We start from the raw sequence: 22651 nt of genomic DNA on the forward strand, positions 1-22651 counted from the left end.
TTCTATTTTTTCTCATTTTTCTCTGCATTATTTCTTTCATTTTTCCTGAAATATATTTTTTGACAAATAAAAGAGACCAAAGTGATTTTTCTCTATCACTAAGGTCTCTCCATTACAACTCTGACATTCATCCAGCTACATTTTGATTCCATAAGTATAAAATTTTCGGCCTTCCCAGCTCCCCGTAAGAATACTGTTCCTGTACCTTTCCCATCCGAACCAGATACAAGAGATAGCGATGCAGCGTCTTTTTCTTGATACCAATCTGTTTCTCCAGCTCCTCGAGCTCAAGAAATTTCTCCTGCTTCTGCAAAACTTTCTCTACCTGCTCCAAGGTGACAGCACTGATTCCCTTCTCGTGTTCTCTCAATGTAAATACCTGTGCTGTGTAATTCAAATGGGCCTTGATTCTGGCAATCAGATCTATCACTTTTATTGGCTTCAATGCATAATCACTGGCTCCCGCCTGCATTGCCCGCCTGAAAATATTTTCCTGTTCTGCCACTGTGAGCACTATGATTGGAATTTTGGGCATTTTTCTTCGAATTTTTCTGATTACCTGCACTCCATTCATCCCCGGCATATAATAATCAACCAAAACCAGATCTATCTGTTCGTTTTGTAAAATCTCAACGGCCTCATCAAAGCAGCTTGCTAAAAATGGCTGCCAGTTCTGAAACAAGCACAGCTGCTCCAATGTATACAGTATATCTCTGCTATCATCAAGCACAAGTATTCTCTTCCTCCGCATCCTTGCTGTCCTGTCCCTTTAAATATATTTTAAATTCTGTATACTCCCCCAGGGTACTTTTAACTGCAATCCATCCCCCGTGCTGATCGATAATTTGTCGCATAACAGGCAGTCCCATGCCACTGGAATGATGTCCGGAATAACCGGGCTTAAAAATAAAATGTTGTTCCCTCTCAGAAATACCTGTTCCATTGTCCCGCACAGAAATTTGAATGTATCGATCCTTCGCTTTTACACAGATATATATCTTTCCACTTTGCTTGTCCACAGCCTGAATCGCATTCTCCACAATATTGTGAACTGCATGGGCAAGCTGCAGCTTATTTCCCCGTATTTCCTCCTTCGGGCTGATATTTTGATACTCAATCAGTTCTTTTGTATGTCCTGCCATCTGCAGTCCCAGAACAGTTTCCATCAATTCCGCTGTTGTAAAGATTCCAACTTGATTCTCATGCAGACAGAGCGAAATAGTCTGGTTCATACTTTTCATTACAGAGGCGGCTCTTCTGATATACTCATGAGACCTCACATCATCTGCCGGCAGAAGGGCCGTCAAATCGAGCAGTCCCTGTGCTGCACTGAGTGGCGTCTTGAGATGATGTATCATTAGCTGCAGCTCCGAGCGGTGTTTCTGTTTCATCTCCTTCAGCCGGGTTTGATATTGCCTTTGCTCTGTCTCCCTCTTACTTGCATATAGGAAACTCTGTCGATTTGCCCATCGCAGCGCCTGAAATTGTATCGCCGCAGAGAAAAAACAGGATCCTGACATCCATAACGCGAAATAATGCAGGGCCTTCTGTACTCCGAGTATGCCCGCTACCATCTTGATTTCTGCTTCGATTCCCTCCAGTCCGAAACCATAATGCGTCAGTGCAGGTGCCACTTCCAGCCACTGAATGCTCATTAAAAGGCAGAACAGCATCATAAGTCTATGAAAAACTCTGGTATACGACAGCTTTAAATACAGAATTGTGAGAAGCAGAACCCAGATGACAAAAGATGAAATGCCCCACTCACAGGACCGTCTGTATAGCTGAAAGATGAGCCAGCGAAACAGAAGCATCAGAAGTAATGTAAAAACAAATGTGCAGCCAAAACTTCTCCTGTTCCTTTTTTCAATGCGAATGCCTTCATGTAAGAAAAATGCACCTATATAGAGTGGAAACTTTTGTACTCCCCTTACAGCGACAGCTTTTATACTCACAATAAAAAGAGAAGCGGCATGTCCAAACAGGAGTACCTCTTGTAAACCTCGATAAATCCCAAGAAATTTTTCTGTTAAGACTGCCGTTCCCAATAATCCCAATACTATCAGTGCACATCCCCACAAAAGCAGGTTCAAATTGCATTGTATTTCGTATCCATAGTAGCGTCTTCTGATGCCTCTCCCCATAACAGCATCTCTCTCCGTGCTCTATATCTTATCGATTCAAGTATCCCAACGCCTGTTCCAGGGCTTCCTTTTCTTCCGCACTGAGCAATATTTCTGTCTGCCCGCAATCTACTGTTTTAATATACAGATAGCATCCCTCTCTCGAATGAACTGTATTGATAATAAAACCTGAATTTGTATAATCCAGCTCTGCAATTGCAAAGCTCATATTACCGCCCATATCCTTAAATGCATTGTAACGGACGATTCCAAACTTCTGAAAGGATGCCCTCTGATTTTTATTTAGAACACGTATTGCATCCTTATTTGCCCTGTCTTCAGCTCTGAGATCTCTGATCTCCTCTCCCAGTGCTATAACCGTGTCCTCAAGACTCTCCGCATCCTTTCCCCGCATAAACAGATCGTATGCGTGGTACAGTTTACGATATTTCAGGTACAGCAACAGACCAAGTATAAGCAGTATCCCTTCCCCGGCCATACCCAGTATCAGAAGCCAATTCTGCATATGTTTGCCTCCGAATATTAATGACGAATGCTCCTCAGCAGATCCATGATGCGCTCCAGCTCCGCTGCAGAATAATAATCAATTTCAATTCTTCCCTTATTTTTATCTCTCCGGCTGATATGAACCTTTGTTCCAAGAATACTACGCATGCGGTCCTCATACTCCTGATAGAAAATATCATAGGAAGCCTGTCTATTTTCTTTTGTACCTTCTGTCTTCTTCGATTTTCCCGCCTGCTTTACCAGTCGCTCTGTCTCTCTCACGCTGAGGCTTTTTTCTACTACTATGGCGGCGATATCCCGCTGCAGCTTTGCATCCTCAAGACTCACCAGTGTACGTGCGTGACCGGCGGATAACGCCCCCTCTGCAACCATTTCCTGCACTTCTTGGCAGAGCTTCAGAAGGCGAAGTGCATTTGTTATCGTGGTTCGGTTCTTGCTGACGCGCTCTGCAATCTCTTCCTGCTTCAGACCATAGTCCTTCATCAGCATCTGATAAGCCATTGCTTCTTCTAGAGGATTCAGGTCTGCACGCTGAACATTTTCTATGATAGAGATTTCTGCCGCCTGCTGACTGCTGTAATTTCGGATAATGACAGGAATTTCTTTCAATCCTGCTGCCTTTGCCGCCCGATATCTTCTCTCTCCTGCGATAATTCGATATCCTGTCCCCTCCTTTTGAACAAGAAGGGGCTGTAAAATTCCATACTGACGTACAGAAGATGTCAGTTCCGCCAGGTCGGATACATCAAAGTTCTTTCGAGGTTGATTTTCATTTGCATAGATCTCTGAGAGCTTTACCAGTCTCTCCCCTGTCTCTGTTGCAACACTCTTATGTGCCCCTGTATTTCCAGAGACTGTTTCTTCCTCTGCTTGCTTCTCTTCTGTATCAGTCTTCAGATTTTCTTCCTCGATGTCTCCCATAAGCAGCTTCAGACCTTTTCCAAGCCCTCGCCTGCTTTTTGCTGCTGTTTTCTTTACACTCATAGCCCATCCTCCCTGGACAGAAGTTCCGCGGCAAGTTTCCTGTAGTTTTCAGCGCCGTTGGATTTGGGGTCATACTCTGTCACCGGCATCCCATAGCTCGGTGCCTCTGCGACACGAACATTTCTTGAAACTACTGTCTCGTAGATATACTCATGCAACGCCTCTCTGACACTATCTATCACCTGCTGAGAAAGGTTATTTCTTGCATCATACATTGTAAACACAATACCGTTGATGCGAAGCTCCGGATTCAGTTTTTTCCGGATCAGCTGTATGCTCTTCAACATCTGATTCAGTCCCTCCATCGCATAGTACTCACACTGAATGGGAATAAGCACATCCGTCGCAGCTGTCAGGGCATTAATGGTCAATAAACTCAGAGAAGGCGGACAATCAATCAGAATAAAATCATAACGATCTGCCACCAGATTCAGACAGTCCTTCAACCTTGCCTCTCGTTTTTCCATATCCAGAAGTTCTATCTCTGCCCCGGAAAGATTGATATTGGAGGGGATAATATCGAGATAAGGCGAATAACTTCTCTGAATTGCATCTGCAATCTCGCAATGCCCCATGATAAGTTCATACACTGAGCTGACAGTTTCATCTTTCTCTATGCCCAATCCACTGGACAGATTCCCCTGAGGATCAAAATCGACAGCGAGCACCCTCAGCTCTGCTTCTGCCAGAGCTGCAGCAAGATTGACAGCAGTTGTGGTTTTTCCAACTCCGCCCTTTTGATTTGCCATCGCAATAATCTTTTTCATTTTTCCTCTTTACTGTAAATGCTGACTCCATCACTGAATCATATATGGGTCAGCATTTGTGCAGATATCTCTTCTTTCCTTATGGCAACTATTTTGCTTTGCTTTTACAAATTATTTCTATATAACCATCTCTCGCCGCTCGATAATTTTGTTGTCATCACTCAGTTTGTGCAGGTCTTTTATGGAACTCTTTGCTATTATGATATCCCTGCGGCTAAACTCCTGCTTCGCTCTGCTCGCACTCGTTAAGTCTCCGGGTATGACTCGCTCTAGGCTCAACCTTCGCCTGCGGCTCGCTTTCGCCAAGTGCTCCTATTATATCACAGAATAGGTTTCACGTGAAACGTTTATGCTTTAAGAGACATTTCTTCTTCCATTAACACTCCGAATGCTTCATACTTGATTGTTTCATCTTGTACCTGCATCCAAATTTCAGGATGCATAATGTTTCACGTGGAACCTTTATAACTGAGTCTTGCTTTTAATGCTGCAATCCCTATTTGGAAAACTCTGATTTTTCCAAAATAATTGTTCTTTCTTTGTCCTTTCGCTTCATGCAGCAGCGATGTTTCACGTGAAACCTTTTATTCAACGCAGAGGTTCCTTTGCCGGAAGGCCCGCCTTCCTTGGGTATTTTTGTGGTGTCGCTCTGATTTTTTTGATTCGAAGTAAGCAGCGCTCACCCTCCTCCTCCGGTAATGAAAAGCGAATGATTGCATCCTCCACTCCCCCCAGAATGCTGAGTGCTTTCTTTGCTTCTCGTCTTTCTTCTTCGACTTGTCCAGATTTAAATGGGATAAAGGTTCCGTCTTTGTGGATAAATGGCAGACAATATTCCGAAAGTGTGGATAAGTTTGCCACTGCGCGTGACACGCAGAGGTCATATTGCTCTCTGTAGGAACTGTCTTTAGCAAGATCCTCCGCTCTGCTATGTACCGCTTCAATGTTTTTCAGTTCCAGACGAGCTGCTTCCTCCTGAATAAAGGCAATTCTCTTATTCAGACTGTCCATCAGGGTAAAATGAAGTTTTGGCCACATAATTGCCATGGGAATACCTGGAAAACCCGCCCCCGTCCCGATGTCAATGACTCTCCATTCTTTTTCTCCAAGGTCTGAAATTGCCTTAACAATAGAGAGGCTGTCCACGAAATGCTTCACAATCACCGCATGCATCTCCGTGATTCCTGTGAGGTTCATCACCTTATTCTTTTCGATCAAATCCTCATAAAAGCGGTAAAATTGCGCCTCCTGCCTCTCTGTGAGCCGGAGCGAAAGGCTCTGAAGCGCCTCCCTCATCCACAATGAAAAGTATTCCCGCTCTGTCTTGGCGCACTCCTTATTTATCTCCTGCCTCTGCATCTGCACTCCTTCCTCTTGCCTCCAGCCAGACAAGCAGTACACTGATATCTGCAGGTGACACGCCGGATATTCTGGAGGCCTGTCCCACAGACTGCGGCTTCACCAGATTCAGCTTTTGCGCCGCTTCAATGCGCAGACTGCTGATTTTACTGTAATCAATCTCCACCGGCAGCGCCCTGTTCTCCAGCCGTTTAAACTGCTTCACCTGCTGTTCCTGACGCCGAATATAACCTTCATACTTGATCTCGATATTCACCTGTTCCCGCACAGCCCTGGAAAGCATCGGACGCTCCGGATCCAGCTCGGTGAGTGCATCATAGCTCAGCTCCGGTCTGCAGACCAATGACGCCAGTGTCACTCCTGTTTTCAGCGGAGAGGAGCCCTTTTGCTCCAATATCTCATTAACCCGTGCATTGGCTCCCAGATAACAGCTCTTCAGCCGCGTAATTTCTGCTTCAATCTGACTCTTTTTCTCCCGCAATCTCTGAATACGCGTCTCGGAGACCAGACCTATGCGGTAGCCAAGCTCCTCCAGACGCAGATCTGCATTGTCCTGCCGCAGCAGCAGACGATACTCTGAGCGGGAGGTCATCATACGATAGGGCTCATGACTTTCCTTTGTCACGAGATCATCAATCAGTACGCCGATATAACCCTGAGAGCGGTCTATCACAACCGGCTCTCGCCCCTGTATGCACATGGCAGCATTCACCCCTGCCATAAAGCCCTGTACTGCCGCCTCCTCATACCCCGAGCTTCCGTTGAACTGTCCGCCCGCAAAGAGTCTCTCTATCTGTCTGAACTCAAGAGACGATTTCAATTGTCGCGCGTCAATACAGTCATATTCAATGGCGTATGCGTTCCGGACGACCCTTGCGTGCTCCAGTCCAGGCGTTGAATGTATGATCTCATATTGCACATCCTCCGGCAGTGAGGACGACATTCCACCCAGATACATCTCATGTGTATAGAGCCCTTCCGGTTCGACAAAGATCTGATGTGCATCCTTATCTGGGAATTTCATTACCTTATCTTCAATGGAGGGGCAATAGCGCGGTCCGGTGCTCTTTATACTTCCATTATAGAGCGGAGAGCGGTCGATATTTGCGCGAATAATCTCGTGCGCTTTTTCTCCGGTATGTGTGAGCCAGCAGCTGACCTGCGCCTTCTGTATTTTCTCCGGATCTGTGTCAAAGGAGAAGGGGATAATGGGCGTATCTCCCCTTTGCTCCTCCATCTTGGAGTAATCGATGCTTCTTCCGTCCACACGCGCCGGCGTACCGGTCTTAAAGCGATACATGAGAATTCCGTTTGCCTTCAGAGAAGAGGTCAGATGATTTGCTGCCTTCAGACCGTTTGGTCCCGTATACTCACTGATCTCTCCATAGATACAGCGCGCATTCAGATAGACTCCTGTGGCCAGAACAACTGCCTGTGCGTAATAGCGCGCGCCGGATACTGTAGTGACCCCTGTACAGCGCTTCCTGCCGAATCCATCCGCTATTTCTTCAGTGATGAGCTCTGCGACCTCCGCCTGACGTATGGTGAGATGTTCCGTCTGTTCCAGTGTCCTTCGCATTTCTCTCGTGTAATCCTGCTTATCTGCCTGTGCGCGGAGAGAATGTACAGCCGGTCCCTTCGACTCATTCAGCATTCTGGACTGTATAAAGCTCTTATCTATATTATGTCCCATCTCCCCGCCGAGTGCATCCAGTTCCCGCACCAGATGTCCCTTTGAGGTTCCGCCGATATTTGGATTGCAGGGCATCAGTGCAATGGCATCGACACTGACAGTAAATATGATGGTCTCCAGCCCCAGTCTTGCGCAGGCAAGTGCAGCCTCACAGCCGGCATGTCCCGCGCCGACAACTACAACATCATAGCTTTCTTCTACTACTCGCTTCATAAAACTCCCTTATTTTCCGGTACAGAACTTCTCAAATATGCGGTTTACAACATCATCCTCCACTGTCTCTCCGGTGATGATGCCGAGACTTTCATAGGCATCCTGCAAATCAATAGAAAAAAAGTCCTCCGGCAGACCATTTTTGATACTCTGCTTCACTAATCTGACAGAGGCAAGCGCCTGCTCCAGTGCCTCTCTATGTCTGCTGTTTGTAATATAAATCTGATCGTTAAAATTGATATTCCCATGATAGAACATTTCCCTCATCGTCGTTTCCATCTCGGAAAGGCCGGTTCCATCTTTTGCGGAGAAGAGTATGACCGGATGAGAGCTGAGTTTTTGAAGCTCTTCCAGCGATATCTGCGTATCCAGATCGGATTTATTGAGAAGCACAATGGCATTCTTTTCTTCGATCTCATGCAAAAGCAGTCTGTCTGCCTCCTGAAGCTCGCTGCTTCCATCAATCACAAGCAGGAGAAGATCCGCCTCCTCCGCAGCTTTTCTGGCGCGCTCCACTCCGATTCTTTCAACAATATCCTCACTCTCCCGTATTCCCGCCGTATCGGTGAGATTTAAGGACAATCCCGCAAGGCGGATGTGCTCGGTCAGAATATCTCGCGTCGTTCCTGCGATATCTGTCACGATCGCCCTGTCTGCGCCGGATAAGAGATTCATAAGAGAAGATTTCCCTGCATTTGGTCTTCCAAGTATAACGGTAGAAATACCTTCCTTCATGACTCTTCCATTTTCTGCATTTCGGATCAGAGTTTCCAGATCTGCAATCATTGCATCTGTTTTTTTCCCCAGTTCCTCCGGATATCCGGACAGATCATAATGTTCCGGATCATCCAGAGCAGCCTCGATCCATGCTGTCTCGTCAAGGAGCTGATTTCTGAGCTCCTTAAGCTTTTTTGAGAGTGTGCCACTGAGCTGACTCACTGCTGCCTTCAGGGCAAAGCGATTTTTAGCCTGTATAACGTCCATCACTGCCTCGGCCTGACTCAAATCAATGCGCCCGTTTAAAAAGGCTCTCTTGGAAAATTCTCCGGGCTCGGCCAGAGAAGCGCCTGCCTTCAGTACCTCCTCCAGCACACGCTCTACCGCCAGGACGCCTCCATGGCAATTGATCTCAACGGTATTCTCTCCTGTATAGCTTCGCGGTGCAAGCATAACAGAAACCAGCACCTCATCAATGATTTCATTTTTGCAGACTGCATGCCGGTAATGAATCGTATGTGTCTCTGCCTTCCGTACTCCTCTGTCCAGAACACGACTCGCAATATCCACTGCGTCTGTACCACTGATTCTGATGATTCCTATTCCGCTCTCCCCCAGTGCTGTGGAAATCGCGGCAATGGTATCATTTTCTCTCTGATGCCTCATTTTTTCTGCCCTCCATCTCCCGAAGCTTTTCCTGTCAGGCTTACAAGCTGAATATTATCTGTATCATTAAATAAAGTCCAGTACCTTATTTTCAGAGAATCTGTAAAGAAAGAGAAGGCAGGCGAAAACAAATGTTCCTGTTTTCGACAGCCTTCTTTCACAAAGCCATCCATATCTATGCTCTTTTATAGCAGCAGAGGCAGAATTCTGCGATTCCGGCTTCCGCCAAAGCCTTACTCCTCGCTGCTCTTCTCCTCACGCCGCTTAGATCTCTGATCCTTTTTTAAGACAACCACAACGTGGCGATAGGGATCTTCCCCCTCGGAACAGGTTGTGACATAGGGATCTCTCTGCAGCGCAGAGTGGATAATTCTGCGCTCATAGGGATTCATCGGCTCCAGAGTGACAGAACGTCTCGTCTGTTTCACCTTTCTTGCAATATTTCTTGCAAGAGATCGCAGCTTCTGCTCGCGGCGCTCACGATAATTTTCTGTATCCAGCTTGACACGAATATAGACATCTCGATGCTTATTCACCACAAGGCTCACTAAATACTGAAGGGAATCCAGAGTCTGACCTCTCTTACCAATCAGAGCTCCCATATCATCGCCGCTCAGGGTGACAGCGAGCTCATTTTCCTGATAATTAAAGTCTGTATCAATCTGAATCGTTTCTTCCATAGCGCGGAATATTTCTGAGAGAAACGCAGCTGCGGTGCTTTGAATTTCCTCTGCTTCTTCCTTCAGTACTTCTCTGCCGACATTTTCCTCCCGGCGCTTCTCAACGCGGTTTCTTCTTCCATCTCTTGATCTGGATTTTCTCTCGGAGCTCTCTTTTCTGCCTGACTCCTTTTTTTCCTGCAGCTCTTTCGCTGTCTCCGGCTGTACCCTTACAGCTTCTTCAGCAGACTTTGCAGCTTCTCTCTGCTCCTCTTCCCTCCTGCGGGCAGCCTCCTGTTCAGCCGCTTCCTTCGCCTTTCTCTCCTCGGCTTCCCTTGCAGCAGCTCTCTCGGCCTCTTCTTTTTCTTTTTTTTGCTCCATTTCGGCCTGACGCTTTGCTTCCAGCTCTCTGGCCTCTTCTTCCTCACTCTTCACATGAGCCCGTATGGTCCAGGGTCTGCCCCCGATCATACCAAAAAGGCCATTGCTTCCCTTTTCTAAAACCTCAACAATCAGATGCTCACTTGTTGTCTCAAGCTGAATCAGTGCCTTTGTAATTGCTTCATCATAGGTCTTGGCAGATACCGTAATATTATTCATCCTGGCTCTCCTGCTTTCCCTTATTTTTCTTTTTTTCCATCTGGCGCTCATCAAACAATGCAACCATATTTGCCTTGGATGCAAGTGAACCAGGCCTTGCATTCTTATTATAGTACGCTGAAGAATCTGCCGCCTGCTTTGCCGCCCGATCTATCTTCTTCTGCAGCGCTTCTTCTTCATTTTCTGCTTCCTGCTCCTGCTTCTTTACATTGCGAAGAACTTTGTCCGTATTACTCTTAATCTGCGAGGGGCTCTTTCCCTCCTTCAGCGCCTTGGCATTTGCCTTTTCAAGATTCTTTTTTACAATTTCATCAATATCCATCTTATTCAGCTGGCTGTTGATAATCAACTGCTGAATCATGCGGCACAGTCCGCTGGCAACCCAGTAAATACCAATACCAGCGGGCAGAGTGAAGCAGAAGAAAAGAGACATCAGAGGCATCATAGTGTTCATGCTCTGCATCTGCTGCGCCATAACATTTTCTTCATCTGCCCTGGAACTTTTCCTGTTTCTGGTCGCATCCGTCATGAGTTTTGCAGAGTACCACTGCACAGCCGCAGAAACAAAGGGAATGATCCATGCCGGGTTCGGCATAAAGCCTTGGAAAGGTGCTGTTGAGAGGTTTACGCCGAGGAAATAGTTCATCTTTCCAATTTCCGCAGCTCCTGTCGCAATGGTAGCTGCAAGTGCCGGGAATTTCCCCTCAAGCATGGTCCACTGCTCCGGTGTGAACTTATACAGGAAATCGATAACCATATTTAAGCTGGCTTCATCACCCAGTGCCGGCTTAATTTTCGTCCCTATCTCATTCAGAACAGAAATATAACCGTTCTGCCGCATAAGCGGATCGGCTATTGTCTGAAATACATTGTACACACTGGGCACATATGCTGGAATCTTATAAATAACCTGATAGAGAGCAAACAGAATGGGCATCTGAATCAACAGGAAAAGACAGCTGCCGCTCATACTCGTTCCGTACTTTGCATACACCGCCTTTGTCTCACTCTGCATGCGCATCACAGATGCCTGGTCTGTCTTGTTTTTATATTTTTTCTGAATTGCCTGAATCTCCGGCTGCATCACACTCATCAGCTTGGAGGATCTCTGCTGTGAGACCGTCAGAGGCCACATTAAGAGGTTAATGATGATGGTGAAAAGAATGATACTCAGTCCTATATTTGTAATGCCAAACTGACTGGTAAATTTAAAAAGAGCATCCATAATCATACCGAGTATATAAGCAACCTGTCCTATTACCGGTACCGAAGATTTTGTCAAAAGAATAAGTTCCAAGGCCTGGCCCCCCGATGTTCTTTATGTTTATTTTTACACTCTGAGTTTCTTTTCCTGTTAAGGAACCGGATCATATCCACCCTTTGAAAAGGGATTGCAGCGCAATATCCGCCAAAGCGCAAGCCTGCCGCCCTTCCATGCACCGTACTTCTCAATTGCTTCTATTGCATACTGAGAGCAGGTTGGAATAAATCTGCAGTGTGTACGCCATTTCAGCGGTGACAGAAATATCTGATAAAAACGAATCAATCCTATCATTCCTGCCTTTACAATTCTTCCTATCATAAAGCATCAACCATTGATACTGACAGATTCATGTTTCTCTGTCAGTCCATGCAGCTGCAATAAATGAAGATATGATCTCTCAATTTCGTGAAAGCTCTGTCCGACCGCAGCGGCCCGGACTACGACTACTATATCACAGCAGCGCTGTACCTCTGCTCTGTGAAGCCTGAATGTCTCCCGCAAAAGTCTTGCCATATGATGTCTTACTACACTGTTGCCTATCTTTTTGGAAGTACTGATTCCTATTCTGCAACAGGGCTTTTTCTTGTTCTCTTCTTTATATAATATATACATAACCAGAGAACGATTTGCCTTTGATTTTCCCTTCTCATAAACGGTACGAAAATCTATATTCTTCTTTATAGAAGGAAAACGTTTCATTGATCAACCTCCGGATAAAAACAAAGTCCGCAAGCGGACATCAACTCTCATTGTCCCTCACGTATGAGGGGAGCTTGCCGGATTTTACCCGCTCACAGCTGTGTATGCAGTCTGTCTCTGTGGGCACTATGTATTTCCTGGAGAGTTTTAATAGTACAAGTAATTCTTTTGAATATCCTATACTATAAAATAATGAGGTCGTCGTCAGACAACCTCATCGTTCTTCGACGTTTATGCCGATTAAACTGTTAATTTTGCTCTGCCCTTAGCTCTTCTGGCAGCCAGAACTTTTCTGCCTCCCTTAGTAGCCATTCTGGCACGGAAGCCATGAACTCTGAACTTCTGTGCGTTGTGCGGCTGAAAGGTCATAGTACCTTTTCTCATAGTCGGAACACCTCCTCACTCATTTCAATTTTCCCGACCGGTCCTGACTGCGAACGATCTTTTCTTCACACGGATTCTCTTCCGGATATACTTTTTCTGGGAACATTCCCGATTATTATACGGAAATCAAAGGCTTTAGTCAAGGTATTTCAAGCTCCTTTCCACCTGGTTTTCCAATCTTTTTTTGTTGCTTTTAATATCTCCAAGATATAGAAATTTCTTTTCTATATTTTGTATCTCCATAAGTTTTATTTTTCCTCATCTACATAGGTTTTCCACATTTTTTTGTGGATAATTCTTTATTTTTCTTTCATCTGCTCTAAATTTTACTTTACATAATTTTATCCACAACTTGTGGATAGTCAGTGGATAACCTTTCTCTTTTTTCGGCTTTCTATCCTTAACACTCCCATTTACAGGCTTTTTTCACTGTGTATTTCCGGATAACTCCTTTTCTGAGCTTTCCACAGAGATTATGCAAACAATATTATTTCAGCTGTTTTTCCTATTCTCCACTTAAAATCACATAAAATAAACTACTTATCTACAAAGTTATCCACAATCCCTTTTCTTATAATGTTGATAAAAGTGACGTTTTTTGCTATATTAGGAATGTCTTTTACCAATCTTTTCAGGAGCAAAACATGGCACAATCGTCCTTCCAAACAATCAAAGATCACTGGGATGAAATTCTTAGTTTTCTCAGAGAGAATTATAATATTATTGAAGTTACCTATAATTTATGGCTGGCACCACTGGTTCCACACCACATAAGCGGAAGCCCCGAAAAGGGGCTTACTTTGCATATATTGATTCCAGAGATTTCTTCCAACAGTAAGGAAAAGTTACCGCTCCATTTTCATATCAGCTTTCTCACAAGAAATTATCTGGCTGGTCTCATGGTAGCAATTCAGGAATGTACCGGTGTAAACTGCTCCATTCATTTTATCTCTGAAGATGACAATAAAGCGCAGGACAAATCCATCATCAATAAGGTACCGGAGCATGTCGATCCTGCAACACTTTCAAATGCAAATTTAAATCCACGTTATACCTTTGACACCTTTGTCGTCGGAAAAAATAACAATCTGGCACATGCTGCATCACTCGCAGTAGCTGAAAAACCCGGAGAGGCATATAATCCCCTCTTTATTTACGGAGGCGTCGGTCTTGGAAAGACGCATCTCATGCAGTCAATTGCCCATTTCATACTTCAAAATAATCCGAAGGCCAAGGTTCAGTATGTGACCAGTGAAGCTTTTACAAACGAACTGATTGATGCCATTCGAAATAAAAATAACTTCACCACCACAGAATTTCGTGAAAAATACAGGACCAATGACGTACTTCTGATTGATGATATTCAGTTTATTATAGGAAAGGACAGAACGCAGGAAGAGTTTTTTCACACCTTCAATGCCCTGCACGGCGCCAAAAAACAGATCATCATATCCTCTGATAAACCTCCAAAAGATCTGGAGACACTGGAAGACAGACTTCGCTCCCGCTTTGAGTGGGGTCTGACAGTCGATATTCAGCCTCCGGACTACGAGACCCGCATGGCTATCCTAAGAAAGCGTGAGGAGCTGGATCACATCAATATAGACAATGAAGTAATCCAGTATATTGCTGCCAATGTAAAAAGTAATATACGTGAACTTGAAGGTTCCCTCACAAAAATTGTCGCGATGAGCAAGCTCGACCACAGAGAGATCAATCTTGAGATGGCACAGGATGTATTGAAGGACCTCATTGATCCGAATGCCAAACCTGAGATTACACCGCAATTTATCGTTCAGGTTGTAGCAGAACACTTCAATATCTCTGAGCTGGATATTATGGGACAGAAACGAAACAAGGATATCGTATTCCCCCGACAGATTGCCATGTATCTCTGCAGAGAAATGACAACTGCTCCGCTTCAGCAAATTGGAAGCTGCCTCGGTGGAAAGGACCACACAACAATTATCCACGGTATCGATAAAATATCCACAGAACTAAAGTCAAAACCTGAACTTGAGAGCACCATCACTGTGCTGAAGAAAAAAATATCCGCACAATAATCCACTCTCATTCACATTGTTTCAGGACGGTATCCACTGGTTTATCCAAGCGTAAAAAGCCTTATTTTATCAGCTTCTTAAGCCTGTATCTACAAATTCACAGTCCCTATTATGATTAATACGGAATGATTTTAAAGAAAGGACCTATACCATGCGGCTTGAATTCAATAAAGAAAAACTGATCAGTGCAATGGGGATTGTTTTTAAAGCGATCCCTTCCAGAACCACCAATCCCATACTTGAGTGCATTTTATTTGATGCCAGCGGAGACAAAATCAAACTGACAGCCAATGATACGGAATTGGGGATCGAAACAGTAGCAGAAGGGATCATTGTTGAAAAGGGAAAAGTAGCGCTTGATGCACGGCTGAGCTTTGATATCATCCGGAAACTTGAGGGGGGAGATGCTCCGGTTGTGATAGAGAGCGACAGCTCTTTTACGACAACAATTTCCTGTGAAGATGCAGTATTTCACATCCAGGGACGAGATGGAGAAGAATTTTCATATCTTCCTGTGATAGAAAAAGATAATTATATCTGCCTGTCTCAGTTTACCCTGAAGGAGGCAGTAAGAAAAACTATCTTTTCTGCTGCTCTGAATGATACGAATAAAATGATGGGCGGCGAGTACATAGAAGTTAAGGATCATATCGTCAAGTTCGTAGCACTTGATGGTCATCGAATTGCAATACGAAGCATCGAAATGAAGGAAAATTATGGCAGCGCAAAGGTCATAGTCCCGGGAAAGACGATGAATGAAATCAGCAAGATTATGACGGATGACAATGAAAAGGAGGTATTGATTTACTTCTCTAAAAATCATATTCTCTTTGAGTTTGATGAGACCACTGTTATTTCCCGTCTGATTGAGGGAGAGTATTTCCGTATTGATCATATGCTGTCAAAGGATTATGAGCTGAAGCTCAGAGTAAATCGTACGAAACTCCTAAACAGCATTGATCAGTCTACGATACTGATCAAGGAGAGTGATCATAAACCGATCGTGCTGGATATTTCAGAAAACAATATCAATTTAAAGGTGAAATCTTCTTATGGCACGATGGACGGAAAGGTTTCCTGTGAAAAGACAGGTAAGGATCTTCTTATTGCCTTTAATCCAAAGTTTTTGCTGGATGCATTGAGAGCAATTGAAGATGAGGAGGTCGATCTGTATATGACAAATGCAAAGACCCCCTGTTACATACGCGATGAGAAAGAAAGCTATATCTATCTCATATTGCCTGTAAATTTTATTGCATAAGTCCCTGTGCGGCAGCAAAGCCTGCGCAAGAAAGCTTGCAGGCAGGCTTTGATATCGCACAGGACAACAAAAATGAGCAAAAAAGCAGCGCAAATGAAATGAGCGCTGCGATTTGCGAATTTTTGTGAGCACTGTGAGAGCGGCGGAGCCGCAAAACAGTGCGAGACTTATGCAGTGCAGTAATGAGCTGCAAATTTGAAGCACTGTGAGAGCGGCGGAGCCGCAAAACAGTGCGAGACTTATGCAGTGCAGTAATGAGCTGCAAATTTGAAGCACTGTGAGAGCGGCGAAGCCGCGAAACAGTGCGAGACTTATGCAGTATAGTAATGCGCTTTAAATGCAAAACAGTAATGAGCTGCAAATATCGAAGCAGTGCAAATGAAATGAGCGCTGCGATTGGAGAGTCCATGACCGATATAAAAATAAAGGATGAATATATCAAGCTGGAGCAGGCCCTGAAGCTCTCAGGTGAATTTTCAATGGGTTCAGATGCAAAATATGCGGTGAAAGAAGGAAAGGTTCTGGTAAATGGTGCCGTTGAGACACAGCGGGGAAAAAAGCTGAGAGACGGAGACATATTTTCCACAGGCGGACATGATTATCGAATCATTGGAGCTTAAAAATTTCAGAAATTATAAGGCATTGAGTCTCTCTCTGGATCAGGGAACCAATTTGCTCTATGGGAACAATGCGCAGGGAAAAACAAATGTGCTGGAGGCTCTGTATGTCTGTGCTGTGACGAAGTCACATCGGAGCAGCAAGGACAGAGAAATGATACGCTTCGGTGAAAACGAGGCACATATCAAGCTGAAGCTTTTAAAGCAGGAAATTCCCTATCGCATTGATATTCATCTCAAAAAAAATGCTGCAAAGGGAATTGCAGTTAATTCTATTCCAATCAGACGTGCAAGTGAGCTCTTTGGAATATTAAATATTGTGCTTTTTTCTCCGGAGGATCTGAACATCATCAAAAATGGTCCTGCTGAGCGGCGCAAATTTATGGATATGGAGCTGTGTCAGTTGAATCGTTCCTATGTCCATGAGATGTTGAGCTACAACAGAGCACTGCTTCAGAGAAATAAGCTGCTGAAAGAAATCAGCTTTCATCCGGAGCTCATGGAAACGCTTGATATCTGGGATGAACAGCTGGTGCGCTATGGTTCGGAGCTTATTCGCTGTCGAAGAAAATTTATTGATGACCTGAATCCGATTATTTCTGCATTATATACAGGAATTACCGGAAATGAAGAGTGCATAGAGCTCTGTTATGATGAAAATATTTCGGAGGAGAGATATCGTGCAGCACTGCTGGAAAGCAGAGAATCTGATCTGAGGCAGAAAATAAGTTCAGTTGGTCCACACAGGGATGATATTGGTTTTTTTGTGAAAAAAAGTTCTGAGATCCAGAATACAGAGTCTCAGGCAATGGATCTGAGAAAGTTTGGTTCACAGGGACAGCAGCGGACGGCAGCATTATCCTTGAAATTGTCTGAATTGGAATTGATGAAAAAAGTAACGGGTGAAGATCCGGTTTTGCTTCTGGATGATGTGCTCTCAGAGTTGGACACGCAGAGACAGAAGCAGCTTTTGAAGGTAATCAGTCAGACACAGACAGTGATTACCAGTACGGGCATGGAAAATCTGTTAAAAAATGATTTTCAAATTGATAAAAGATTTAAGGTCACAGATGGTGCGATCTGCACAGTCGAATGACAGGGATCTAAGGAGGACAGTAAATGAGTACGGAATATAATGCAGATCAAATTCAAATTCTGGAGGGACTGGAGGGAGTCAGAAGAAGACCCGGAATGTATATCGGTTCCACTGCTGCAAAGGGACTGCACCATCTGGTTTATGAAATTGTAGATAATTCCGTTGATGAAGCTCTTGCAGGATATTGCAGTGAGATTATTGTCACAATTAATCCCGATAATTCCGTGACAGTGGAGGATAATGGGCGCGGAATTCCAGTTGATATACAGAAAAAAGCAGGAATTTCAGCGCTGGAGGTCGTATTTACGATACTTCATGCAGGTGGAAAATTTGGTGGTGGAGGCTACAAGGTGTCCGGCGGTCTTCATGGAGTGGGAGCATCTGTTGTGAATGCGCTCTCTGAGAATCTGGAGGTTCAGGTATTTCGGGATCAGAAAATATACGAAGTAAGGTTTTCGAGAGGAAAGATCACGCAGCCTATCGGGATAACAGGCAGCTGTGGCAGTGAGCAGCACGGAACAAGAGTTCATTTTCTTCCGGACAAGGAGATCTTTGAGGAGACAGTGTATGACTATGACACACTGCGTCTTCGCCTGAGAGAGACAGCTTTTCTGACCAAAAATCTGAAAATAATTTTACGGGATGAACGTGAGGAGAATAGAGAAGATATCTTCCATTTTGAGGGAGGAATTCGCGAATTTGTCAGCTACCTGAATCGGGGAAAGACTGCGCTCTATGAGCAGGTTATTTATTGTGAGGATGTGAAGGATAAGGTTGTTGTGGAGGTAGCACTGCAGCACAATGACTCCTATAACGAGAATATTTATACCTTCGTCAATAATATCAATACGCCGGAGGGCGGTACACATCTCACAGGTTTTAAAAATGCGATCACAAAGACCTTTAATGACTATGCGAGAGCCAATAAGCTCCTAAAGGACAGTGAGGATAATTTAAGCGGAGAGGATATCCGTGAGGGTATGACCGCAATTGTCAGTGTCAAGGTGGAAGATCCGCAGTTTGAGGGTCAGACAAAGCAGAAGCTTGGAAATTCAGAGGTTGTGGGTGCAGTGAGTTCTGTGGTCAGTGAGCAACTGACATATTTTCTTGAGCAAAATCCGACTGTGGCAAAGCTGATTTGCGAGAAAGCCATACTTGCGCAGAGAGCAAGAGCAGCGGCAAGAAAAGCCCGTGATCTTACAAGAAGAAAATCTGCGCTGGATGGTATGGCACTTCCCGGAAAGCTGGCAGACTGCTCCAGTAAAAATCCGGAGGAATGCGAGATATTTATCGTCGAGGGAGATTCTGCAGGAGGCTCTGCTAAGACTGCAAGGAGCAGAGCGACACAGGCCATACTGCCCCTGCGCGGAAAAATTCTGAATGTCGAGAAGGCAAGAATGGATCGTGTCTTTGGTAATGCAGAGATTCGCGCCATGATCACGGCCTTCGGTACGGGAATTCATGAGGACTTTGATATTTCGAAGCTTCGCTACAATAAGATCATTATCATGACAGATGCCGATGTCGACGGTGCGCATATTGCAACCCTGATGCTTACCTTCATTTACCGCTTTATGCCTGAGCTCATAAAAGAAGGGCATGTATACCTTGCACAGCCGCCGCTCTATAAGCTTGAAAAGGGACAGAAGCTTTGGTATGCGTACAGCGATGAGGAATTAAATTCTATTATCACTGAGGTCGGAAGAGATCAGAATAACAAGATTCAGAGATACAAGGGACTTGGAGAGATGGATGCAGAACAGCTCTGGGAGACAACGATGGATCCGGAGAGAAGAGTGCTGCTGCGTGTCAATATGGATGAAGAGTCTATCTCGGAGCTGGATCTTACCTTTACAACTTTGATGGGAGATCAGGTAGAGCCAAGAAGAGAATTCATCGAGGCAAATGCAAAGTATGTGACGAATCTTGATATTTGATGAACGGGGGCAGTAAATGGAACCGAATGTATTTGATAAAGTTCAGGAAGTTGATCTGAAAAAAACCATGGAGAAATCCTACATCGACTATGCGATGAGTGTAATTGCCGCACGCGCACTGCCGGATGTGAGGGACGGTCTGAAGCCGGTTCAGAGAAGAATACTCTACTCCATGATAGAGCTGAATAACGGTCCGGATAAGCCACACAGAAAATGTGCCCGTATCGTCGGCGATACCATGGGTAAATATCATCCGCACGGTGACTCCTCTATTTACGGTGCTCTTGTTAATATGGCGCAGGAGTGGGCGATGCGCTACACTCTGGTCGACGGGCATGGAAATTTTGGCTCTGTAGATGGAGACGGAGCAGCGGCAATGCGTTACACCGAGGCAAGACTCTCCAAAATTGCGATGGAGATGCTCTCCGACATCAATAAGGACACAGTCGATTTTGCTCCGAACTTTGATGAGACAGAGAAGGAACCTGTCGTTTTGCCGAGCCGCTTCCCGAATCTGCTGGTCAATGGAACCCAGGGAATTGCGGTCGGTATGGCAACAAATATTCCACCGCATAATCTGCGAGAAGTGATCTCTGCTGTGGATAAGATCATTGAGGATCGCATGGAAGAGAGGATAACTTCGCTCGACGATGTTATTTCCCTCGTAAAAGGACCTGATTTCCCAACCGGTGCGATGATACTCGGAAAATCCGGAATTCAGGATGCCTATCGCACCGGGCGTGGCAAGATCAAGGTGCGGGCAATTACAGATATTGAGCCCATGCAGAACGGAAAGCACAGAATTATTGTGACTGAGCTTCCCTATATGGTAAATAAGGCGCGTCTCATCGAAAAAATTGCAGATCTTGTAAAGGACAGAAGAATTGACGGAATCACAGACCTGCGCGATGAGTCAAACCGTGAGGGAATGCGCATTGTAATTGAACTCAGAAAAGACGTTAATCCACAGATTGTTCTGAACAGACTTTTAAAGCACACACAGCTGGAGGATACCTTCGGCGTGATTATGCTGGCACTCGTGAACAATGAGCCTCATGTGCTGAATCTGCTTCAGATGCTGGAGTATTACCTGAAGCATCAGGAAGAAGTCGTCACAAGAAGAACCAGATATGATCTCAACAAAGCAGAAGAAAGGGCTCATATTTTACAGGGCCTGCTGATTGCTCTGGATCATATTGATGAAGTGATCAGAATTATTCGTGGAAGCGATACAGTTGCAATTGCAAAGCAGGAGCTGATGCAGCGCTTTGGTCTCTCAGAGGTGCAGGCACAGGCTATTGTGGATATGCGGTTGCGTACATTGACAGGTCTTGAGAGAGGAAGGCTTGAGGCAGAATTCAAGGAGCTTGAGGAAAAAATCGCATATTATAAGAGTATACTTTCGGATGAGAAGATGCTGCTTGGCGTAATTCGAGATGAGATCAATCTGGTAGCAGAAAAGTATGGAGACGAGCGCAGGACTATATTCGGAATTGATGATGAAATGGATGCAGAGGATCTGATTCCGGATGAGGATATCGTTGTTGCGATGACAAATCTCGGCTATATCAAGAGAATGAGTCCGGACAATTTCCACAGCCAGAACAGAGGCGGCAAGGGAATTAAGGGAATGCAGACCATAGAAGATGATTTTATGACAGATCTGCTGATGACGACCTCACATCATTCCATTGACTTCTTTACCAGTAAGGGTAAGGTTTACAGGCTTAAGGCATACCAGATTCCAGATGCCGGAAGGACCGCAAGAGGTACGGCAATTGTAAATCTTCTGCAGCTGCAGCCGGATGAAAAGATTACAGCAATGATTCCTTTTAATAATGAGGGAAATGATAAATATCTCTTTATGGCAACCAGATCCGGTATGGTAAAGAAGACCAAGCTTTCGCAGTATGCAAATGTGCGAAAGAACGGTCTCACTGCAATCGTACTCCGTGAGGGAGATGAGCTGATAGAGGTGAAGGCCTCCAGTGGCGATGAAGATATTATCCTTGTCAGCAAAAAGGGAATGAGCATCATCTTCTCTGAGAGAGATGTCCGAAAAACAGGCAGAAGCTCTATGGGAGTCAAGGGGATGAAACTCGCTTCTGATGATGAGGTTGTCGGCATGCAGCTGACCAGACAGGGAGAGGCTCTTCTCACTGTATCAGAATTTGGTATGGGGAAGCGAACTCTGCTCAGTGAATTCCGGAGACAAAATCGCGGTGGGCGCGGACTGATCTGCCATAAGCTGACAGACAAGACAGGGGATCTTATCGGAGCAAAGCTCGTAAATAATGAGAGGGAGATACTTCTGATTACAAATGAGGGGATACTGATTAGAATTGCAGTATCGGATATCTCTGTTATAGGAAGAAATACTTCAGGCGTAAAGCTGATGAGCATAGACAGAGAGTCAAATATCCGTGTTGCGAGTATCGCTAAGGTGAGGGAGTCAGCAGAAAAGGATGAAGAAACAGAGAATTAAGATTTTTCTGAAGCTATTACTGGGGCTTTTCTTCTGTACTCTGTCACAGCTCATGACAAATCGAATGAACAGCCTGAGCAGCACTGCCGGACTGACAGACTATATATATGTAGGAGTACCAGGCGTAGCTGCAATATATTGTTTCATAAATATGTATTTTTCATATAAAAAATACATAAAGGAAACAGGAACAAAATGAACTAAAATAAGCGGCAAATCAGGTTGACAAAGCAAAGGAACATCCTGTATAATTTGATTTGCACTTTGGAGAAATACTCAAGAGGCCGAAGAGGCCCCCCTGCTAAGGGGGTAGGTCGGGTAATACCGGCGCGAGGGTTCAAATCCCTCTTTCTCCGCTGAAAAGCAGACAGAAAAAAACTGTTGACAAATTGCTTTTCACTTGATAGACTGTCTAAGTTGCCTCTCACGGAAGGGGCGACGCAGAACCTTGAAAATCAAAGATCAGACAGTACACACAACCCTGAAAATTCTAAAAAGAATTTCAAAAGAAGAACCAAACCAAGTAAAACGGGTAA

21 protein-coding genes and 1 tRNA gene are annotated in these 22651 nt (G+C 44.8%); 8 read left to right on the forward strand and 14 right to left on the reverse strand.

What is annotated here, in order from left to right; translation table 11 throughout:
* Positions 1–127: 127 nt before the first annotated feature.
* From J2S20_RS04760 to rpmH, 14 genes are all read right to left on the reverse strand, one after another.
* Positions 128–730, reverse strand: coding sequence for a response regulator (locus tag J2S20_RS04760; protein ID WP_307253742.1), 603 nt, complete (start codon positions 728–730; stop codon positions 128–130).
* Positions 723–2093: a sensor histidine kinase gene (locus J2S20_RS04765; protein WP_307253745.1), complete on the reverse strand. Its 1371-nt coding sequence runs from the start codon at positions 2091–2093 to the stop codon at positions 723–725. Before J2S20_RS04765 ends, J2S20_RS04760 begins: the two co-directional genes overlap by 8 nt.
* Positions 2094–2172: 79 nt before the next feature.
* Entirely contained in the window at positions 2173–2649 is a 477-nt protein-coding gene (locus J2S20_RS04770) for a DUF4446 family protein (RefSeq protein ID WP_106611122.1), read from the reverse strand.
* A 17-nt stretch (positions 2650–2666) separates the two neighbouring features.
* Positions 2667–3635 carry a ParB/RepB/Spo0J family partition protein gene (locus J2S20_RS04775; protein WP_307253749.1) on the reverse strand — a complete coding sequence of 323 codons (969 nt, stop codon included), beginning with the start codon at positions 3633–3635 and terminating at the stop codon, positions 2667–2669.
* Entirely contained in the window at positions 3632–4402 is a 771-nt protein-coding gene (locus J2S20_RS04780) for a ParA family protein (protein ID WP_307253751.1), read from the reverse strand. The genes J2S20_RS04775 and J2S20_RS04780 overlap by 4 nt, the downstream gene beginning before the upstream one ends.
* Before the next feature lie 588 nt (positions 4403–4990).
* Complete coding sequence (gene rsmG, locus J2S20_RS04785) at positions 4991–5698, reverse strand: 16S rRNA (guanine(527)-N(7))-methyltransferase RsmG (protein ID WP_307253783.1); 708 nt, start codon at positions 5696–5698, stop codon at positions 4991–4993.
* A 40-nt stretch (positions 5699–5738) separates the two neighbouring features.
* The gene (mnmG, locus tag J2S20_RS04790) at positions 5739–7667 is read right to left on the reverse strand and encodes a tRNA uridine-5-carboxymethylaminomethyl(34) synthesis enzyme MnmG (RefSeq protein WP_307253753.1); all 1929 of its coding nucleotides are present in this window, start codon (positions 7665–7667) and stop codon (positions 5739–5741) included.
* A gap of 9 nt (positions 7668–7676) precedes the next feature.
* Positions 7677–9050: a tRNA uridine-5-carboxymethylaminomethyl(34) synthesis GTPase MnmE gene (mnmE, locus tag J2S20_RS04795; RefSeq protein WP_307253755.1), complete on the reverse strand. Its 1374-nt coding sequence runs from the start codon at positions 9048–9050 to the stop codon at positions 7677–7679.
* Positions 9047–9223 carry a hypothetical protein gene (locus J2S20_RS04800; RefSeq protein WP_170065331.1) on the reverse strand — a complete coding sequence of 59 codons (177 nt, stop codon included), beginning with the start codon at positions 9221–9223 and terminating at the stop codon, positions 9047–9049. Before J2S20_RS04800 ends, mnmE begins: the two co-directional genes overlap by 4 nt.
* Before the next feature lie 60 nt (positions 9224–9283).
* The gene (jag, locus tag J2S20_RS04805) at positions 9284–10309 is read right to left on the reverse strand and encodes an RNA-binding cell elongation regulator Jag/EloR (RefSeq protein ID WP_307253757.1); all 1026 of its coding nucleotides are present in this window, start codon (positions 10307–10309) and stop codon (positions 9284–9286) included.
* Positions 10302–11606 carry a YidC/Oxa1 family membrane protein insertase gene (locus J2S20_RS04810; protein WP_307253759.1) on the reverse strand — a complete coding sequence of 435 codons (1305 nt, stop codon included), beginning with the start codon at positions 11604–11606 and terminating at the stop codon, positions 10302–10304. The genes jag and J2S20_RS04810 overlap by 8 nt, the downstream gene beginning before the upstream one ends.
* Before the next feature lie 57 nt (positions 11607–11663).
* A complete protein-coding gene (yidD, locus tag J2S20_RS04815; RefSeq protein ID WP_106611115.1) occupies positions 11664–11891 on the reverse strand; it encodes a membrane protein insertion efficiency factor YidD in 228 nt (75 codons plus the stop codon).
* A gap of 6 nt (positions 11892–11897) precedes the next feature.
* Positions 11898–12272 carry a ribonuclease P protein component gene (rnpA, locus tag J2S20_RS04820; protein ID WP_307253761.1) on the reverse strand — a complete coding sequence of 125 codons (375 nt, stop codon included), beginning with the start codon at positions 12270–12272 and terminating at the stop codon, positions 11898–11900.
* 240 nt (positions 12273–12512) lie between these two features.
* Positions 12513–12656, reverse strand: coding sequence for a 50S ribosomal protein L34 (gene rpmH, locus J2S20_RS04825; protein WP_102904772.1), 144 nt, complete (start codon positions 12654–12656; stop codon positions 12513–12515).
* A 644-nt stretch (positions 12657–13300) separates the two neighbouring features.
* On the opposite strand from rpmH, the gene dnaA reads away from it, so the two are divergent.
* The 8 genes from dnaA to J2S20_RS04865 all read left to right on the forward strand — a co-directional run bounded on the left by dnaA (position 13301) and on the right by J2S20_RS04865 (position 22471).
* Entirely contained in the window at positions 13301–14719 is a 1419-nt protein-coding gene (gene dnaA, locus J2S20_RS04830) for a chromosomal replication initiator protein DnaA (protein WP_106611113.1), read from the forward strand.
* 151 nt (positions 14720–14870) lie between these two features.
* Positions 14871–15980 (forward strand): DNA polymerase III subunit beta, encoded by a 1110-nt coding sequence (gene dnaN / locus J2S20_RS04835; protein WP_106611112.1) that lies wholly within the window; start codon positions 14871–14873, stop codon positions 15978–15980.
* 407 nt (positions 15981–16387) lie between these two features.
* A complete protein-coding gene (locus J2S20_RS04840; RefSeq protein ID WP_106611111.1) occupies positions 16388–16600 on the forward strand; it encodes an RNA-binding S4 domain-containing protein in 213 nt (70 codons plus the stop codon).
* Positions 16575–17693 carry a DNA replication/repair protein RecF gene (gene recF / locus J2S20_RS04845; RefSeq protein ID WP_106611110.1) on the forward strand — a complete coding sequence of 373 codons (1119 nt, stop codon included), beginning with the start codon at positions 16575–16577 and terminating at the stop codon, positions 17691–17693. The genes J2S20_RS04840 and recF overlap by 26 nt, the downstream gene beginning before the upstream one ends.
* Before the next feature lie 23 nt (positions 17694–17716).
* Positions 17717–19630: a DNA topoisomerase (ATP-hydrolyzing) subunit B gene (gyrB, locus tag J2S20_RS04850; RefSeq protein WP_106611109.1), complete on the forward strand. Its 1914-nt coding sequence runs from the start codon at positions 17717–17719 to the stop codon at positions 19628–19630.
* A 16-nt stretch (positions 19631–19646) separates the two neighbouring features.
* Positions 19647–22115, forward strand: coding sequence for a DNA gyrase subunit A (gene gyrA, locus J2S20_RS04855; protein WP_307253770.1), 2469 nt, complete (start codon positions 19647–19649; stop codon positions 22113–22115).
* Positions 22096–22314, forward strand: coding sequence for a hypothetical protein (locus tag J2S20_RS04860; protein WP_307253771.1), 219 nt, complete (start codon positions 22096–22098; stop codon positions 22312–22314). The genes gyrA and J2S20_RS04860 overlap by 20 nt, the downstream gene beginning before the upstream one ends.
* Positions 22315–22381: 67 nt before the next feature.
* Positions 22382–22471, forward strand: a tRNA-Ser gene (locus J2S20_RS04865).
* Positions 22472–22651 lie beyond the last annotated feature (180 nt).

Origin of the sequence: Moryella indoligenes (assembly GCF_030812885.1) — a bacterium.
In the GTDB taxonomy this organism is placed as follows: domain Bacteria; phylum Bacillota; class Clostridia; order Lachnospirales; family Lachnospiraceae; genus Moryella; species Moryella indoligenes.

Coding starts and splice junctions, on each gene's coding strand:
- jag (WP_307253757.1), bottom strand. CDS start 10,309: ATGAATAATATTACGGTATCTGCCAAGACCTATGATGAAGCAATTACA.
- recF (WP_106611110.1), top strand. CDS start 16,575: ATGATTATCGAATCATTGGAGCTTAAAAATTTCAGAAATTATAAGGCA.
- rsmG (WP_307253783.1), bottom strand. CDS start 5,698: ATGAGGGAGGCGCTTCAGAGCCTTTCGCTCCGGCTCACAGAGAGGCAG.
- dnaA (WP_106611113.1), top strand. CDS start 13,301: ATGGCACAATCGTCCTTCCAAACAATCAAAGATCACTGGGATGAAATT.
- gyrA (WP_307253770.1), top strand. CDS start 19,647: ATGGAACCGAATGTATTTGATAAAGTTCAGGAAGTTGATCTGAAAAAA.
- J2S20_RS04775 (WP_307253749.1), bottom strand. CDS start 3,635: ATGAGTGTAAAGAAAACAGCAGCAAAAAGCAGGCGAGGGCTTGGAAAA.
- J2S20_RS04780 (WP_307253751.1), bottom strand. CDS start 4,402: ATGAAAAAGATTATTGCGATGGCAAATCAAAAGGGCGGAGTTGGAAAA.
- yidD (WP_106611115.1), bottom strand. CDS start 11,891: ATGATAGGAAGAATTGTAAAGGCAGGAATGATAGGATTGATTCGTTTT.
- J2S20_RS04800 (WP_170065331.1), bottom strand. CDS start 9,223: ATGGATGGCTTTGTGAAAGAAGGCTGTCGAAAACAGGAACATTTGTTT.
- J2S20_RS04840 (WP_106611111.1), top strand. CDS start 16,388: ATGACCGATATAAAAATAAAGGATGAATATATCAAGCTGGAGCAGGCC.
- mnmG (WP_307253753.1), bottom strand. CDS start 7,667: ATGAAGCGAGTAGTAGAAGAAAGCTATGATGTTGTAGTTGTCGGCGCG.
- rpmH (WP_102904772.1), bottom strand. CDS start 12,656: ATGAGAAAAGGTACTATGACCTTTCAGCCGCACAACGCACAGAAGTTC.
- dnaN (WP_106611112.1), top strand. CDS start 14,871: ATGCGGCTTGAATTCAATAAAGAAAAACTGATCAGTGCAATGGGGATT.
- gyrB (WP_106611109.1), top strand. CDS start 17,717: ATGAGTACGGAATATAATGCAGATCAAATTCAAATTCTGGAGGGACTG.
- rnpA (WP_307253761.1), bottom strand. CDS start 12,272: ATGAAACGTTTTCCTTCTATAAAGAAGAATATAGATTTTCGTACCGTT.
- J2S20_RS04860 (WP_307253771.1), top strand. CDS start 22,096: ATGAAGAAACAGAGAATTAAGATTTTTCTGAAGCTATTACTGGGGCTT.
- mnmE (WP_307253755.1), bottom strand. CDS start 9,050: ATGAGGCATCAGAGAGAAAATGATACCATTGCCGCGATTTCCACAGCA.
- J2S20_RS04770 (WP_106611122.1), bottom strand. CDS start 2,649: ATGCAGAATTGGCTTCTGATACTGGGTATGGCCGGGGAAGGGATACTG.